The organism is Sphingobium sp. RSMS, from assembly GCF_005406185.4.
GTDB classification, from domain to species: Bacteria; Pseudomonadota; Alphaproteobacteria; order Sphingomonadales; family Sphingomonadaceae; genus Sphingobium; species Sphingobium fuliginis.
The window spans coordinates 1,232,438-1,248,176 of sequence record NZ_CM191257.1 but is presented as its reverse complement, the minus strand read 5'-3'; the positions used below and the strand labels follow the sequence as shown (position 1 = coordinate 1,248,176).

Genomic DNA, 15,739 nt, shown 5'->3' with positions numbered 1-15,739 from the left:
AATCAGAGCGGGTATGTCGCGAGGGCGTAATAATGAGCGATCAAGCGGATTTTTCCGTGCCGGACATGGGCGGAAGCAGGATATGGGCGGATCGCGGCGTCCAGTGACGGCGCCGGTGCCGAAGCCTGAGGAATGAGAGCGATTTGACGATGATCCCTAGCCCTGCCCGCGTGGAACCGCGCGGCGCGACCTTGCCTGTGGCGGCGACGGCCGCGGCTTTACTGTGGTTCGGGATCACGGCGCTTGCGACGCCGTTCGATCATGACGAGAGCCAATATATAGCAGGCGCATGGTTCAGCTCGCACCTGCTGATCTATCGCGACTTCCTGTACCTGCAACCGCCGCTTCATGCCTGGCTGTTCGCGCCCCTGGCCCTCGGTTTCCCGGGCAGGATGCTGGTCGCCATGCGGCTTGCCACGGCAGCCTGCGCCCTGATCACGCTGCTGCTGCTCCATTTCGCGCAACGGCGCGCGGGCATATCGCGCGCCAGCGCGGCCCTTGCGACTGCCTTCATCGCCGCGACCGCCGCCTTTCAATTCACCGCGAGCGTGACCCGCAACGACATGCTGCCCACCATGCTGGCCACATTGGCGATGCTTCTTTCGGTGATTGCGCTGCAAGCCGGTGGGCGACGCCATTGGTTCGGAGCGGGGCTGTTCTTCGGGCTGGCCGTCGCCGCCAAGCTCAATTTCATCCCATTGGGGGCGGCGATCGGCGGCTTTGCATTGCTGGCCCGTCCGCGCCATGCCGCCTGGCTGGCCCTTGGCGCGCTGGCGGGGCTTGCGCTCATGCTCGTCGCCTGCGCCCTTGCGCCGGCCGCCTTTTTCTATGGAGTCGTCACCTTTGCGGCAAGCGGCCCCTTTGCCTGGTATGCAGCCAATGGCGCGGGCGACGAACTGTCATGGGGCGAGAAGTTCGGGGATCTCGCCAAATATCTTTGGCGGGGGCCGGCGCTGCTCAGCCTGGCAGCCATCATCGCCCATGGATGGGCAAGTCGCGGCCGGGCCGGTCCGCCCGAAAGGCGCCTTGCCTGTTGGATGATCGGCGGCGGACTGATCGGGGCCGCGCTGCCGACGCCGTCCCAGCTTCAATATGTGATGCCGTTGCTGCCGCCGCTGGGCCTGGCGCTCGGCTTCATGCTGGACGACGCACGGGCCTGGCCCCGTCGCGCCCGTCCGGTCCTGATCGCATCGCTCTGCCTGTCCGCCGTGCCGGGGCTGCTGCCGGCGACCCGCCATGTCATCGCCATGGCGGGTCATGGATCGCCGATATTGGCGGCGAGCGACCATGCGCGCTGGGCCGGCGCGCAGGTGCGCAGGCTGACCGGCGACGACGAGATCGTCACCCTTTCGCCCCAGCAACTGGTCGACAGCGGGCTCAACATCGACCGGCGGTTCGCGCCGGGCCCCTTCGTGTACCGGACGGGATGGACGATGGAGGGCGCGGAAGCCCGGCGCATCCATGCCATGATACCGGCGACCCTGGCCGATCTGGACCGCGATCCGCCCGAGGCGATCCTGGTCGGATATGAAATGGGGACTCGCAAACTGCCGCTGCGGCCCGACGACAGCCTGATCGCCTATGCGAAGCGGCGCGCCTACCGGATGCTGGCCATGCCGGACGGCGTCGGAAAGCTCTATATCCGCCCATCTCGCCGTTGACGGGCGGGCATATTGCGCTAAGCGACGGGCATGACTGAACGCTCCCCCCTCGCCCCCGCCGCTTTCCCCGACCTTCCGCCCGTTGCAGGCGTCACGGCTCGCGTATCGCGCGCGCGATACAAGAATTGGGATCGCTGCGACCTCACCTATGTGGAACTGAGCGAAGGCACGGCGGTCGCGGGCGTCACGACGCAGAGCAAATGCCCTTCCCCGGAAGTCGAATGGTGCCGGGACGCCATTCCGCTCGGTTCCGCACGGGCTCTGGTGGTGAATGCCGGCAATGCCAATGCCTTCACCGGGCACCGGGGCCGCGCGGCGGTGGAGGCGATTGCCGCCAAGGTCGCGAACCATCTGGACTGCCAGCCGTCGGACGTCTTCATCTCCTCCACAGGGGTGATCGGCGTTCCGCTGCCGGTGGACAAGGCAGAGGCGGGGCTGGAAGCCGCCTTTGCCGCCGCGCCCTGCGGCTGGGAGGATGCGGCGACCACCATCGGCACGACCGACACCTATGCCAAGGGCGCCCGCGCCTCCGCCATGATCGGCGGCACGCGGGTCGAGCTTGTCGGGATCATCAAGGGGTCCGGCATGATCGCGCCGGACATGGCGACGATGCTGGGCTATATCTTCACCGACGCGGCCATCGATCCCAAGCTGTTGCAGCAGATGCTGTCCGCCGCCAACCGGACGAGCTTTTCCTGCATCACCGTCGACAGCGACACCTCCACCAGCGATACGGTGCTGGCCTTCGCCACCGGCAAGGCGGGCAATGCGCCGCTCGCCTCCATGGAGGATGCCGGGGCGGACGCCTTCGCGGCGGCCTTGGACGATCTCTGCCGCCAGCTTGCGCATCTGGTGGTGCGCGACGGGGAAGGCGCGACGAAATTCGTCGAGATCGCCGTCGAGGGCGCGGAAAGCGACGCCAGCGCGCATCGCATCGCCCTTTCCATCGCCAACTCGCCGCTGGTGAAGACCGCCATTGCGGGCGAGGACGCCAATTGGGGCCGCGTGGTCATGGCGATCGGCAAGGCGGGAGAGCCTGCGGATCGCGACAGGCTTTCCATCCGTTTCGGCGCGACCCAGGTGGCGTCGGGCGGTCTGGCGGTCGAGGGCTATGACGAGGCGCCGGTGGCCGCGCATCTCAAGGGGCAGGACATAGCGATCGGCGTCGATCTGGGGCTGGGCGACGGCCGGGCGACGGTTTGGACCTGCGACCTGACCCATGGCTATATTTCGATCAACGCGGATTATCGCAGTTGAGAAAAGGACGGCCCTGATGCCGACGGAATTGCATGAACCGGTCGTAGCGCTGATGCGCCAGGTGGGGCGGGACGTTGTCATGCCGCGCTACCGCAACCTCGCCAGTCATGAGATCAGCGAGAAGGCGGCCGACGATTTCGTCACCATCGCGGACAGGGAAAGCGAAATCCGGCTGGCGGAAGGATTGGCGGCGATCCTGCCGGAAGCCGGCATCATCGGGGAGGAAGCCTGCGCCGCCGACCCCGCCATATTGGACCGTGCCGGCGAAGGGCTGAACTGGATCATCGACCCGATCGACGGGACCGGGAATTTCGCCGCCGGAAGGCCGCCCTTCGGCATCATGGTCGCGCTGGCGGACGCAGGAACGATCCTGGCCGGGTGGATATTGGACCCACTGACCGGACGCCTGTGCCACGCCATATTGGGCGCCGGCAGCCATATCGACGGGGAGCAGGTCTATGCGCGGGAGAGCGGCGAACCGCTGCCGATCGCGGCGCTTGCCGTCTATTTCATGACGGAGGAGGAGCGCGCCGACGTCAGACGCCGGTCGGAGGCCATTTTCCGGCTGGTGGATATTCCCCGCTGCGCCGCCGAGCAATATCCGCGCCTGGTGCTGGGACAGAATGACCTGTCGGTCTTTGCCCGCACCCTGCCCTGGGATCATGCGGCGGGAACGCTGTTCGTGAACGAAGCGGGCGGCCTGTGCCAGCGGCTGGACGGATCGCCTTATGTCGTGGGCGATTTGCGGCGCGGGCTGCTGGGGGCTTCATCCCCGCGCCTCTGGGATCTGGCGGCGGACCGGTTGTTCCGCTGAAGAAGGGAAGGATGGGCATGCTGACGATCTGGGGACGCCTGAACTCGCATAATGTGAAGAAGGTCGCCTGGTTCGCCGGTGAAATCGGCCTGCCCTATGTCCGGCACGATGTCGGCGGCCAGTTCGGGATGAGCGACGCCTATGTCGCGATGAACCCCAACCGGCTGGTCCCGACGATCCAGGACGGCGACATGGTGCTGTGGGAATCCAATGCGATCCTGCGCTATCTGGCGGCACGCCATGCCCCGGAAGGCATGTGGCCCACCGATCCGGCGATACGGGCCCAGGGCGACAAATGGATGGACTGGCAGTTCAGCTTTGCCGATGCGCAGCGAGGCGCCTTCCTGAACCTCGTCCGCAGGAAAGTGGAAGATCGCGACATGGAGGCAGTGGCTGAGTCGGCGCGGCAATCGGGAGAGGCGATGCTGATCCTCGACCGCGCCCTGGCTGGGCAGCGCTGGCTGTCGGGCGAAAGCTTCGGCGTCGCGGACGTGCCGATGGGCGTCTATGCGCACAGCTTCTTCACGCTGGACATGGAACGGCCGGACGTGCCCCATGTGCGGGACTGGTATGACAGGCTGCGCGAAAGACCCGCCTATGCCGGGACGGTCATGATCCCGCTGACTTGAGGCAAAATGCCCCTGCCTTTGCAGGGGCACCTTGCGGGAAGGCTATCAAAGAACGCTTTCGATCCAGCCCTTGAGCGCGCTCTTGGGCGCGGCGCCGACCTTGGTGGCGGCGGCTTCACCATTTTTGAAGAGGATCATCGTCGGAATGCCGCGCACGCCATAGCGGCCGGGCGCATCGGGATTCTCATCGATATTGATCTTCGCGATGGTGACCTTGTCAGCCAGCTCGTCCGAAATCTCTTCCAGCGCGGGGCCGATCATCTTGCACGGACCGCACCATTCCGCCCAGAAATCGACGAGCACGGGCTTGTCCGCGTTGATGACGTCCTGCTGGAAGCTGAGGTCGGTGACTGCCTTGGTAGCCATTTTGGGTATCTCCTTCGGTTGCCGGATATTTAGGATGGCGACGCATCCGCCTCAACGGTCGGAAGCGGCAAATTCTCCTGCGCGGGCGGAAAGCCGGGCTTGTGCCGCTCCAACAGTTCCGGCGGCAGGGTGATCAGCCTCGGCGCGGATGTGTAGAGCAGGCCGGCCTCTATCCTGCGGCCCGGAAAGATCACCTGGAGCGCGGCTGCATAGGCGGCCATCTGCCGCACATGGGCCAATGGCACCTCCTCCACCACCAGCGGCGATATGCGGCCGGTCTTGAAATCAACCAGTTGCACCACATCGTCACCGATGCGCAGCCGGTCGACCGTGCCGGCGATCACCGCCTCGCCCACCACGGCGGCGATGGGCGCTTCGGCCAGCGCATCGGGGCCGAACAGCGGGGCAAATCGCGGGTCTTCGATCACTCGCAATGCCTGTTCCATGACGTCATGCCGCCGCGCCGGATCGCCAAGGCCCTGTTGCGCCAGCCAGTTGTCGGCGCGGGAGCGGCGGGCATCCGGCGGCACATCGGCCAGCCTTTCGAACAGCCGGTGCAGCCAGCGCCCGCGTTCGGCCGCGTCCCGCATCGCGGGGGTCGGCGGCGGATAGGGCACATCGTCCTCCACCGCAGCGGAGGGCGCCAGAGGACGCGGAGGGCGCGCCTCGGCAGGGGCGCGGCGGCGGAGCCAATCCGGTTCGTCATGCGCCGTCCGGTTTTCCGCAACAGCCGTCTCCAGGGGTCTGGCGGGCAGGATTTCGCTTCCGCGCCAGCTCCGCCGCGCGCCCCAGAGCGGATCGGCCTCCCATTCCGCGTCCAGCGAAATGAGCGCCGCTTCAACGGCGGCATACCAGCTTTCGGGCTTGACCTCGCCCCTGGCGCGGGGACCGAGCGAGCCGGCGACGACCAGCCTTTCCTCCGCCCGGGTGAGGGCGACATAGAGCAGGCGCCAATGTTCGGCGCGCTCGACGGCGCTGGCCTCCTCGGCCACCTGGCCGATTGCCCCCTGCCTCTCCCCCTTGCGCGGCGCGATGATCGGCAAGCCGTTCCACTCCAGCGAATCGGCGCGATTGCCTGCGTCCGGATCGAGGCATGCGTCGGCCAGGATGACGATGGGCGCCTGCAGTCCCTTCGCCCCGTGCACCGTCAGCAGGCGGAGCGAGTCGCCCTGCGCGGCGGCATCGCGCACGATCTCCACCTCGCCCCTGTCGAACCAGTCGATGAAGCGCTGGAGCGAGGGATGATCGTCATTCTCGAAGGCGAGCGCGGCGTTCAGCAATTCCTCTATCGGATCGGCCGCTTCCGACCCCAGACGCTCGATCAGGCGGCGGCGGCCATCCATCGGGCCGGACAATATCGCCTCCAGATAACGATAGGGGGTGGTGAAGTCCGCCTGCGCCAGCAACTGCCGCAAGGGGTGCAGCAGTGCGTCGTCCAACGTCGCTGTCAGATGCTGCCACAACCCCAAGCGGCGGCCGATGAGGCGGGTCATCAGTTCATCCTGCGTCCAGCCGATCAGCGGCGACACCAGCAGCGCTGCCAGGTTCAGGTCATCCTCCGGCTGCACGGCGAAACGCAGTGCCGCGAGCAGGTCGCGCACGGCGAGCGGCGCGTTCAGGCGCAGGCGGTCGATGCCCGCCACAGCCACCTTCTCCTCATAGAGGCGCGCGACGATCAGCCGCGCCAGTTCGGACCGGCGGCGGACCAGGATCATGATGTCGCCCGCCGTCACGGGGCGGCCCCGGCTCTCCAGCATCAGCCCGTCATCGATCCACTGCCTGATCTGGCGCGCGATGCTCTGGGCCAGCACCCGCTCCTGATCGGCGGCCCAATCCTCCTCCCCCTCCGCATCGTCGGACAGGCCGGCGATGACGGGTTTCCAGAGCAGCACTTCTCCCGGAAAGCGGTTGGCGCTGATGTGCCGGACTTCGCCCGGCTCCAGGCCGAAGCGTTCGGCACGCAGGGTCGCTATGGTGCGGTCGACCACATCCAGCACGGCCGGCGTCGAGCGGAAGCTGTGCTGAAGCGAGAGGTCGTGGAATATATGGCTTGCGTCCTCCGCATGGCGTTGGAAGACGATCTGCGCGGCGCGGAAGGCTTCGGGGCTCGTCCCCTGAAATCCGAAGATCGCCTGCTTGAAGTCGCCCACCGTGAAGATGGTGCGCACCCTGTCGCCCTTGGCGCCCTCGCCCGCGAAGAACTCCGCCGCCAGCGCGCCGACGATCTGCCATTGGCTGACATTGGTATCCTGCGCCTCGTCCACCAATATATGGTCGATTTGCTGGTCGAGCTTGTAGCGAATCCAGTCGGCAATGCCCGGCTGGGACAGAAGTTGCGCCGTATTGGCGATCAGGTCGTCGAAATCCACGGCTCCTGCAAGGCGCTTGGCTTCCGCATAGGCCCGCGCATAGACGCGGCCGGCATGCAAAGCCCTGGCGAGCAGGGCGGCATAGGCTGCGCGGGTCCGAAGGCCCAGCAGCCCGGAACAGCATTCGTGCATCCGCGCAATCGCATCGCCATAGCCGTCCACCGAAGGCGCCCAGCCCCGGGCGGTCGAGATCGGCTCGCCGTCCGCCTTTGCCCAGACCGCGTGGAGATCGGCCAGCGCAGCGGCCCGCCCCGCTGGATCGAGAGCCCGCCAGCGCGCGATCCTGTCGCAGCGTTCCAGCGCCCGTCCAGTGCCCCAGTCCGCATTGGCCTGCGCGATCCAGATGAGCGTGCGCATATCGAACAGCTCGTCCGCGCATCGTTCGGCAATATGCGCGTCGATGTCGCCTTCTGGCAGGTCCAGTTCCCGCAGCAGCCAGGGCGCGATGTCCTCCGGCAAGGCGTCCAGCGCGTCCAGCCGGGCCGCGCAGCGCAGCAGGAAATTCTCGGCCCCGCCCTCCCCCAGGCGCAGGCTCAGCGCCTGCAACGCCTCCATCAGGGCCTCGTCCCCCTGCTCCTGCGCGACCACCACCATGTCGGCCAGCGTCTGCCGCGCCAGCGTCGCCTGCTCGCGCTGGTCGAGCGGACGGAAACCGGGGGGCAGGCCGGCCTCCAAAGGGAAGGCCGTCAGCAACTGCTGGCAGAAGCCGTGGATCGTCTGGATGCGCAGCCCGCCGCCGGTTGATTCCAGCACCTCGGCAAAAAGGCGGCGGGCGCGGTCGCGGGCTTCCGGTCCGGACTCCTCGCCCAGCGCATCCAGATCGTGGAAAAGGTCGGCCTCGTCCATCAGCACCCAGGCGGCGAGTCGATCGTGCACGCGATCCGCCATTTCCGCCGCACCCGCCTTGGTGAAGGTGAGGCAGAGGATATTTTCCGGCTGCACCCCCTGAAGCAGCAGGCGGAAGACGCGGGCGGTCAGCACATGGGTCTTGCCCGTGCCCGCCGATGCGGACAGCCACACATGCGCATCGGGCGCGGCGGCCTGCGCCTGCGCGCCCGCCAGCGGTTGCAGAGCGTTGTGCTTTCTAGCCATCGTCCCGGCCATACCATTCCTCCAGCCGCATGAGCTGGTCATAATCGCCATAATTGGCGACTTCCGGGTTCACCTGCGCATCGAAGGGCGCCGATCCGTTGAGCCAGGCGGCGGCGATTTCCTCGAACTGCGCATGAACCTGGGAGGTGAAGTCGGCGGTGACGATCTTATCCCGCTTGCCCAGCGGGTCGACGGGGCTTTCGCGATAGCCGAATGCGTCGCCCTTCTTCGCGAGCGACCAATATTCGAAACTGCCCGCCACGGGTGCGGAATCGGTGCCGGGGAAGCCGCCATGCTCCGCGATCAGGCCCAGCAGGCCGAGTTGCAGCGCATAGCCCGCCTTCACCTGCCGCGCGCTGGGCGGCTTGCCGGTCTTGTAGTCGACTATGCCCAGCCTCCCGTCCGGCAGCAGGTCGATGCGGTCGGCCTTCCCGGTCAGCGTCACCCCGGCAATCTCCGCCCGGCCTTCCGTTTCCACCGAAAGGATCTTCCGCCCGGCGGCAAGATCGCTCGCCACCTCCGCCGCGATCCATCGTATCGCTTCGATAAGGCGCGGTTGCCAGAGCGCCTTGAGCAAGGGATGGACGTCCGGCCGGTCGAACATCGCCCGCGCACGCGCTTCCAGATCGGCCAGATCGCCGTCGCCCTCCTCCGCCCATCGCTGGAGGATCTCATGCACGGCCGTGCCGCGCCAGGCGGGTCCGGCATCGGCGTCCACCGGCTCGAGCCGCGCCAGTCGCAGGATGCGCTTGGCATAGAAGGCGTAGGGATCGGCCTTCAGCCGGTCGACGTCAGTGACCGGAATGACCTTCGGACGCACTGACGAAGGCGGCGCCGGCGCGGGGCGTCGGGCGGGCCTGTGCTCCTCCGCATGGTCGATCGCCTGCGCCAGAGCGGCATAGCGGTCGGCGCTCTTCCATTGCGGCCCCGCCATAGCCTTCAGCCGCAGCCAGAAGCGGGAGGCGACCGCCGGACCGCCAGCCCCGCGCCGGGCGCGCGTGATCAGCACCTGCGGCGCGCCAAGGGCGCTGGCGAAATCATGGGCGGCAAGGCCGATGCGGCTTTCCAGGCCGGGCAGCCCGATCTCCCGCCGAATGCGCGGGGCGAGCCATGGATCGGGCGCGGGCAGGCCCGGCCATGTGCCCTCGTTGAGGCCGCCCAATATCATGAGGTCGGTCTGCACCAGCCGGGCTTCGATCAGGCCGAGAATGCTGATCCGGGGGTGGCCGCCCTGCGGCGGGCGAACCGAAAGGCCGCCCAGAAGATGGTCGAACAGGGCAGGCAGCGCGCGTATGTCGGCCTGACGCGGCCCTTCGCTCGCCGCCTCCTCCATCTCCGCGAAAAGGTCTGCGGCGGCATGACCCTGATGCCCGGCCCAGACCGCATCATGGGAGAGACGGCCGGCATGTTCCCGGATGGCCGCCAACTGCCCGGCAAGGTCCGGCGCAGCCATGAAGGCCTGCTCCAGCGGTTCCAGCAGCGCGCGGGCTTCGCCCCACCACTGCCGCGTGCGGGCGCGCAAGGCGCTTTGCCGGTCTTCGCCCTCCCGTTCGGCCAGCAACAGGTCGATCCCATGGATGCCCGCCCGCGGCCTTGGTCCGCGCAGCAACAGGTCGAGCCCGCGCACGCCCTCCAGCCAGGCAAGCCGCCCTTCCCCCCGCATGACGAGCGGATGCTTGAGCAGGGTCAGCAGCGCGACGGGGGCAAAGCGCTCCGCCAGCGCCTCGGCCATGGCGATCAGCAGCGTTCCGGGCGGCAGGCGCGACAGCGGCTGACCCGCCGAATCGTCCGCCTCCATGCCCCAGCGGCGCAGGTGCGCGGACACGCGGGTCGCCAATTGCCGGTCAGGCGTCACCAGCGCGGCGGTGCGGCCCGGCGTCTCGACCGCTTCGCGCAGGGCGATGGCGATCGCCTGCGCCTCTTCGCCCGGCGTCGCGACTTCCAGCGCCTCCACCCCGGCGAGCGAACGGTCTGCGGTCCTGAGGTCGCGCCAGCGGCTCGTCAGGCGCGGCGGCAGCATGGCGTTGGAGATGTTGCGCCCCCGGACGGCGCGGGCGTCATGCTCGCTGCCCCAGCGCCAGAGCGCCACATCGTCGCGCGTGACGCTCATCCGGTCGAGCAGGCGTTTCAGGGCATATTGGGGATGGGTCTCATGCCCCGCAGGTGCGCGGCCGGTCAGAGGGTCGGCATCGAAGGGGCCGATGGCATCCCAGGCATCGCCGTCCATCTCCTGATCCAGACCGGCAAAGACCACCGCCCCCTGCGGCAGCATCGCGATCCGCCGGAGCAGCATGGCCACTGCCGGCGCCGTGGTGGACATGCCCGCCGCGATGACGAAACCCTCCGGCGGCGCCTTGGTCCAGCGCGCCGTCATGCGGTCCAGCAGGCGATTGCGGCGGTCCGCGAGGTCGATGCACCCCAGCCGCGCCAGCTCCTGCGGCCATTGCGCCAGCAACAGGCCGAACAGCCTTAGCGAGGTCTGCCAATGCTGCGACAGATCGTCCGACAGGCTGAGTTCCGCCAGCGCGCGCATGGGAACGCGCTCCACCTGCATCTGGTCGAGGACCGCGCCCAGCGCCTGGGCGAGCTTCAACGCCTGGCCCGCATCGACGGGGTGCGCCGATGCCTGTTGCACCATGCGCGCCAGGATCATCTGGCGGCGCATCGGCGCGATGGCGGGCGCTATGGGGTCATCCTCCCCCAACGGATCGAGCGCGCCGCCCACCTGTTCGCCCAGATCGGGATCGCCCAGCGCGACGAGGCGCGGCAACAGCAGGCCACCGCCCGACTTGCGGACGAAGGCATCGCTGACCGACCGGATGGCGCGGTTGTTGGGCAGCAGGATCATGCCCTGCGCCAGCCGCATCGGATCATCGCCATGCCGGGCGAGGATGCCCGTTACCAGCGCGTCGGAAAAGGCGCGGTGCGCGGGTATGTTGAACAGCGCCGGGCGGGTGCGTTCACCCATGGGCCAACATCGACTCCACGACCGGAATGGCCTGCGGCGTGCCGACATCGAACCAAAGCCCCTGATGCGAGACGCCGTAGAGACGACCCGTTTCTATCGCCCGGTTCCAGAAGACATTGGTGGAAAAGACATCCGACGGCGGATCGACCAGCAGCGCGGGCGACATGATCTGGACGCCGGTGAAGACGAACGGCGCGACATGGGCGGTCTTGCGCCGTGTCAGCCGTCCGTTCGCGTCCATGTGAAAATCGCCCGGCCCCCGGTGGCAATGGGCGCGTGCGAGCGGCACCAGCAGCAGCAGCGCGTCCATCCGGTCCGGGTTCCAGATCCTGCGCATCATCCCCAGCGTTTCCTGCGGGCCATCGATCCACAGATTGTCGCTATTGGCGCAGAAGAAGGGCGCGTCGCCCAACTGCTCCCTGGCGTGGATCAGCCCGCCGCCCGTTTCCAGCAGCTTCCTGCGTTCGTCCGAAATCGCGATCTGCATGCCTTCATTATGCGCGGCCAGATGCGCCTCGACCGTATCCGCCAGATAGTGGACATTGACGACCACCTTCCGGATGCCGCCAGCCGCCAGCCGGTCCAGCGCATGGTCCATCAGCGGCTTGCCGGCCACCTTGACCAGCGGCTTGGGGCGGGTGGCCGTCAACGGCCGCATGCGCTTGCCCAGTCCAGCCGCCATCAGCATCGCGGTGTCGATCATGCCGGGGCGTAATCCTCTAGCGCGTGGTGCCGCTTCCCGGCAGGGATATTGGCCGCGAACCATGCCGCCACGGGCCCCAGCGCCGGGTGGGCGAGGTCGCGTTCCAGCAAGTCCCACATGCGGGGCAGATAGGAGAGGTAACGCGGCTTTCCGTCGCGCTTCCACAGGCGGGTGAAGATGCCGATGATCTTCGCGTTGCGCTGCGCGCCCAGCACGGCATAGGCGGCGTCGAAGTCAGCCGGGGGATGGGCGATGGCGCGATAATGGTCGAGCATCGCCGCCTCCAGCGCGGGCGGCACGTCCCGGCGCGCATCCTGCAGCAGCGAGACGAGGTCATAGGCCGGATGCCCCGCCAGCGCATCCTGGAAGTCGAGCAGGCCCAGGCCATGCGACGCCGCCCGGTCGATCAGCATGATATTTTCCGCATGATAATCGCGCAGCACCGTGACGACCGGGCTGGACGACCGCTCGACCATCGGCAGCACGGCGTCCCATGCCGCGACATAGCCCGCCTCATCCACCGGCAGGCCAATGGCGGGACAATACCATTCGGTCAGCAATCCCGCTTCCCGCTGATAGACGGCGCGGTCATAGGGCGGCACGTCGGCCGCCGGCAGGCGATGCAGCGCCGCCAGCAGGTCCACGGCGCGGCGATAGACATCCCGTTCGGCTTCGGGCTGCTCCTCGACATGCTCCTTGACGCGCAGATCGCCGAAATCCTCGATCAGGACCAGCCCTTCCTCCAGGTCGCGCGCCAATATCCGGGGCGCGGCAAAGCCATTCTCCGTCAGATGCTCAGCAATGGCGATAAAGGGCCTCGGGTCCTCATGCGGCGGGGGCGCGTCCATCAGCACGGCGCGGCGAGGCCCGTCGATCACCCGGAAATAACGCCGGAAGGATGCATCGCCGGCGAGCGGCACGATGGCGGCCTGCCCCCACCCCGCCTGCGCGAGAAAGGCGGGAGCGGCGGCGGGCGGGATCATATCTGTGACCATCGCTCCGTCCAAGCGTCCGGCACGTCCGCTGTCAAGCGCCGAGCGCCGTCGGGTTCCATCGCGATGTGGAAGCGCAGGGCATCGGGCCATGCGCCCTCGCCCATCCGGTCGGGCCATTCGACGATCAGCAGGCTGTCCGTCAGATAGTCGTCGAGCGCCAGTTCCCCAGCCTCTTCAGGCCCGTCGAGCCGGTAGAGATCGACATGGGCGACGGGCAGCTTCACATCGGGAATGTCATAGGGCTGGACGATGGCGAAGCTGGGGCTTGGCGCTTCCTCCTCAAGCCCCAGTCCTTCCAATATCCCACGGGCAAGCGTCGTCTTGCCCGCGCCCAGCCCGCCTTCCAGCGCAATGACGTCGCCGATGCGGGCCAGCGCGGCCAGCCGATGCCCGAATGCCAGCATGTCGGCCTCCCCGGCCAGCACGATCTCATCCTCAGCCACGGGGCAGCTCGATCACGACCATGGTCCCCTGCCCCGGCTCCGACACCAGTTCCAGCGTCCCGCCATGCGCCTGCGCCAATTGTCTGGCGAGTGGCAGGCCGATGCCTGCCTTGCTGCCGTTGCGCGCCTGCTCGGTCCGGGAAGACGCGTCGAAGATCGTCGCCTGTCGCCTGGCGCTGATGCCCGGGCCATTGTCCGATACGACGAGGCGGGCGAAGTCGCTCGTCCCATCGCCGTGCAGCAGCACCCGGCCGCCCCGGTTGCAATAGCGCACGGCATTTTCCAGCAGATGATCCAGCGCCTGACCGATCCGCCGCTTGTCGACCTGCACCGTGCCAAGGCTCGATTGGAGCGACATGGCAAGGTCGATCCCCTTGCCCGTCGCGTCCGCCTTGATCCGCGCCACGGCGTCCCGCGCTTCCGCCGCCAGATCGACATCTGCCTTTTCGATGGGCAGCATCCCCGCCTCGCCCTGCGTCAGGTCCAGCACATTGTCGATCAGCATGGAAAGGCGGTTGGTGCTTTGCAGGATGCCGTCGACATATTCCCGGGCGGAAGTGCTCAGTTCGCCCGCATAGCCCGCGCTCATCATCTCCGCGAAACCGGCGATGGTGGTGAGCGGCGTGCGCAGTTCGTAGCTCATATTGGTGACGAAGGCGGTCTTCACCTTGTCGGCCTGCTCCAGCGCGTCGTTGCGGTCGCGCAGCACCTGTTCCACGCGGCGGCTGTCAGTGACGTCGAGCATGGTGAACAGCGCATTGCCGTCGGGCAGCGGGATCGCCGCGAATTCGAAGATGCGTCCGTCCGCAAAGCCGACATGGCCGACGCGCTGCTTGCGCTCCACCGTGGCGGCGCGCACCAGTTCGCGGACGAGGTTCGCCTGCTGCGGCTTGGCGAGGCGCGACTGGACGGCGCGCATCAGTTCGTCGATCCGGGGATGCCTGGCCAGCAAATCCTCCGGCACGTCCCAGATCGACCGGAAACGGCTGTTCCAAAGGTGCAGGCGTCCGTCCGAGGAAAAGACGCCGATCGATTCGAACAGATTGTCGAAGGTCGCGGTACGGACGCGGAGCAGGGTGTCGCGGGCGCTGGACAACTGGACCTGCTCCGTCCGGTCCTCGAAGATCAGCAGCAACCCGCCGTCGGGCAGCGGCTGCGCATAGACGCGCAAATGGGTGCCGTCGGCCAGCAGCCAATTTTCCTCCCGCGGGTCGGGCGAGAGGAACCAGTCGCGCCGTTCCGCGCGCCACGCCGGAAAATCCCTGTTCTCGGGCAATCTGCGTGCTTCACGCATCTGGTCCAGAACCCGCTCGAACGGCGGATTGTCGGCCAGCCGCTCCTGATCCAGCCCGAACAGGCTCATGAAGGGCTGGTTCCAGAAGCGCAGCGCCCGGTCCGACCCGAAACGCGCCACGCCGGCGGACAGGCGATCCAGCAGGTCGCGCTGCGCCGCCTCCAGCCGCCGATGTTCGACGCGCGCCTGTTCCAGCTCATTCTGGTCCATGGCGAAACCGGCGACGCCTGCCCCGCCGAGGGGAACATCGACCACGCGCATGGTCCGCCTCTCGCCGTCGATGGTCGCGGGAACCATGCGCTCCACCGGCGCGCCGTCGGCAAGGGTCTGCGCGGCGGCCGCCTGCGGCGTCAATCCGCCGACCGTCTCGACCAGTTCGGTGCCGTTGGCGATGACCTCTCGAGCGTTCTCTCCGTCCACAGCACGGACATAGGCCGTGTTGACCAGGCTGAGCCGCATGTCCGCCGTGCGGTGCCACATGGGAAAGGGCGCCGCTTCCACCAGGCCTGCCAGCGCTTCCAGCGCTTCCCGAAGCTGTTCCACCCTGCCCTTCAGGGTCTGGATTTCCGACTGGCTGTCGGTCGCGTCGAATATCCAGAGGACAACGCCGCCGCTTTCGGCCAGCACCGGCCCTGCGGGCGCGCCGCGAACCAGCAGCAGGCGAGACGAATCGACGCCCCGCACCGGCAGCGCGAAGCTGCGCCCCGCGCGCTGGGCCGCCTCGATCTCCCGAGCCAGCGCGGCGGCATCATCGGGTTCCAGGCCGCCGTCGGGCGCGGTCAGTTCGGACACGAAAGTCGGCACCCGATCCTTGCCCAGCCATTTGGCGAGGCGGTCTGCCGCCTCCAGCCGCCCGTCGGGATGAATGACGATGGGCGCGGCCGGCGCGGAGGCGAGCAGGACCGACAGCCGGTCGAGCTTTCCCTGCGCCTGCATGCCTTCGCGGCGCCGGCGCTGGCCGCTCGACAGCGCCCAGACCGCCGCACCGAGCCAGAGGGCCAGGACGACGCCCAGTATCACGGCAGCAAGAGGGGTCAACGCCATTAAACCTGCTTCGCCCTCATCGCCGAATGTCTGCCCCCGTCCTTGGTTCTGAGGGGACTAACCCAAGTCAGATGCAGGGTGAAGCACCGAGATGGAAAGAATCA

11 protein-coding genes are annotated in these 15,739 nt (G+C 67.8%); 4 read left to right on the top strand and 7 right to left on the bottom strand.

What is annotated here, in order from left to right:
- Window positions 1-149 precede the first annotated feature (149 nt).
- Genes EGM87_RS05800 through EGM87_RS05785 form a run of 4 tightly spaced genes read left to right on the top strand, consistent with a single transcriptional unit; the run spans window position 150 to window position 4,361 of the window.
- Window positions 150-1,661 (top strand): ArnT family glycosyltransferase, encoded by a 1,512-nt coding sequence (locus EGM87_RS05800; RefSeq protein ID WP_044662317.1) that lies wholly within the window; start codon window positions 150-152, stop codon window positions 1,659-1,661.
- Window positions 1,662-1,691: 30 nt separating this feature from the next.
- A complete protein-coding gene (argJ, locus tag EGM87_RS05795) occupies window positions 1,692-2,918 on the top strand; it encodes a bifunctional glutamate N-acetyltransferase/amino-acid acetyltransferase ArgJ (RefSeq protein ID WP_044662316.1) in 1,227 nt (408 codons plus the stop codon).
- Window positions 2,919-2,934: 16 nt separating this feature from the next.
- Window positions 2,935-3,732 (top strand): inositol monophosphatase family protein, encoded by a 798-nt coding sequence (locus EGM87_RS05790; RefSeq protein WP_044662315.1) that lies wholly within the window; start codon window positions 2,935-2,937, stop codon window positions 3,730-3,732.
- Between the two features lie 17 nt (window positions 3,733-3,749).
- The gene (locus EGM87_RS05785) at window positions 3,750-4,361 is read left to right on the top strand and encodes a glutathione S-transferase family protein (RefSeq protein WP_044662314.1); all 612 of its coding nucleotides are present in this window, start codon (window positions 3,750-3,752) and stop codon (window positions 4,359-4,361) included.
- A 45-nt stretch (window positions 4,362-4,406) separates the two neighbouring features.
- Here EGM87_RS05785 and trxA read toward each other — a convergent pair whose 3' ends face one another.
- The 7 genes from trxA to EGM87_RS05750 are packed head-to-tail and all read right to left on the bottom strand — an operon-like array spanning window position 4,407 to window position 15,635.
- Window positions 4,407-4,727 carry a thioredoxin TrxA gene (gene trxA, locus EGM87_RS05780; RefSeq protein WP_044662313.1) on the bottom strand — a complete coding sequence of 107 codons (321 nt, stop codon included), beginning with the start codon at window positions 4,725-4,727 and terminating at the stop codon, window positions 4,407-4,409.
- A 29-nt stretch (window positions 4,728-4,756) separates the two neighbouring features.
- The gene (gene addA / locus EGM87_RS05775; RefSeq protein WP_044662312.1) at window positions 4,757-8,200 is read right to left on the bottom strand and encodes a double-strand break repair helicase AddA; all 3,444 of its coding nucleotides are present in this window, start codon (window positions 8,198-8,200) and stop codon (window positions 4,757-4,759) included.
- The gene (gene addB, locus EGM87_RS05770; protein ID WP_044662311.1) at window positions 8,181-11,156 is read right to left on the bottom strand and encodes a double-strand break repair protein AddB; all 2,976 of its coding nucleotides are present in this window, start codon (window positions 11,154-11,156) and stop codon (window positions 8,181-8,183) included. The genes addA and addB overlap by 20 nt, the downstream gene beginning before the upstream one ends.
- Window positions 11,149-11,859, bottom strand: coding sequence for a nucleotidyltransferase family protein (locus EGM87_RS05765; RefSeq protein WP_025548951.1), 711 nt, complete (start codon window positions 11,857-11,859; stop codon window positions 11,149-11,151). The genes addB and EGM87_RS05765 overlap by 8 nt, the downstream gene beginning before the upstream one ends.
- Entirely contained in the window at window positions 11,856-12,842 is a 987-nt protein-coding gene (locus EGM87_RS05760; RefSeq protein WP_044662310.1) for an aminoglycoside phosphotransferase family protein, read from the bottom strand. Before EGM87_RS05760 ends, EGM87_RS05765 begins: the two co-directional genes overlap by 4 nt.
- Window positions 12,839-13,297, bottom strand: coding sequence for a tRNA (adenosine(37)-N6)-threonylcarbamoyltransferase complex ATPase subunit type 1 TsaE (gene tsaE, locus EGM87_RS05755; protein ID WP_044662309.1), 459 nt, complete (start codon window positions 13,295-13,297; stop codon window positions 12,839-12,841). Before tsaE ends, EGM87_RS05760 begins: the two co-directional genes overlap by 4 nt.
- Window positions 13,290-15,635: a sensor histidine kinase gene (locus EGM87_RS05750; protein ID WP_137709738.1), complete on the bottom strand. Its 2,346-nt coding sequence runs from the start codon at window positions 15,633-15,635 to the stop codon at window positions 13,290-13,292. The genes tsaE and EGM87_RS05750 overlap by 8 nt, the downstream gene beginning before the upstream one ends.
- Window positions 15,636-15,739 lie beyond the last annotated feature (104 nt).

Coding starts and splice junctions, on each gene's coding strand:
- EGM87_RS05800 (WP_044662317.1), top strand. CDS start 150: ATGATCCCTAGCCCTGCCCGCGTGGAACCGCGCGGCGCGACCTTGCCT.
- argJ (WP_044662316.1), top strand. CDS start 1,692: ATGACTGAACGCTCCCCCCTCGCCCCCGCCGCTTTCCCCGACCTTCCG.
- EGM87_RS05790 (WP_044662315.1), top strand. CDS start 2,935: ATGCCGACGGAATTGCATGAACCGGTCGTAGCGCTGATGCGCCAGGTG.
- EGM87_RS05785 (WP_044662314.1), top strand. CDS start 3,750: ATGCTGACGATCTGGGGACGCCTGAACTCGCATAATGTGAAGAAGGTC.
- trxA (WP_044662313.1), bottom strand. CDS start 4,727: ATGGCTACCAAGGCAGTCACCGACCTCAGCTTCCAGCAGGACGTCATC.
- addA (WP_044662312.1), bottom strand. CDS start 8,200: ATGGCCGGGACGATGGCTAGAAAGCACAACGCTCTGCAACCGCTGGCG.
- addB (WP_044662311.1), bottom strand. CDS start 11,156: ATGGGTGAACGCACCCGCCCGGCGCTGTTCAACATACCCGCGCACCGC.
- EGM87_RS05765 (WP_025548951.1), bottom strand. CDS start 11,859: ATGATCGACACCGCGATGCTGATGGCGGCTGGACTGGGCAAGCGCATG.
- EGM87_RS05760 (WP_044662310.1), bottom strand. CDS start 12,842: ATGATCCCGCCCGCCGCCGCTCCCGCCTTTCTCGCGCAGGCGGGGTGG.
- EGM87_RS05750 (WP_137709738.1), bottom strand. CDS start 15,635: ATGGCGTTGACCCCTCTTGCTGCCGTGATACTGGGCGTCGTCCTGGCC.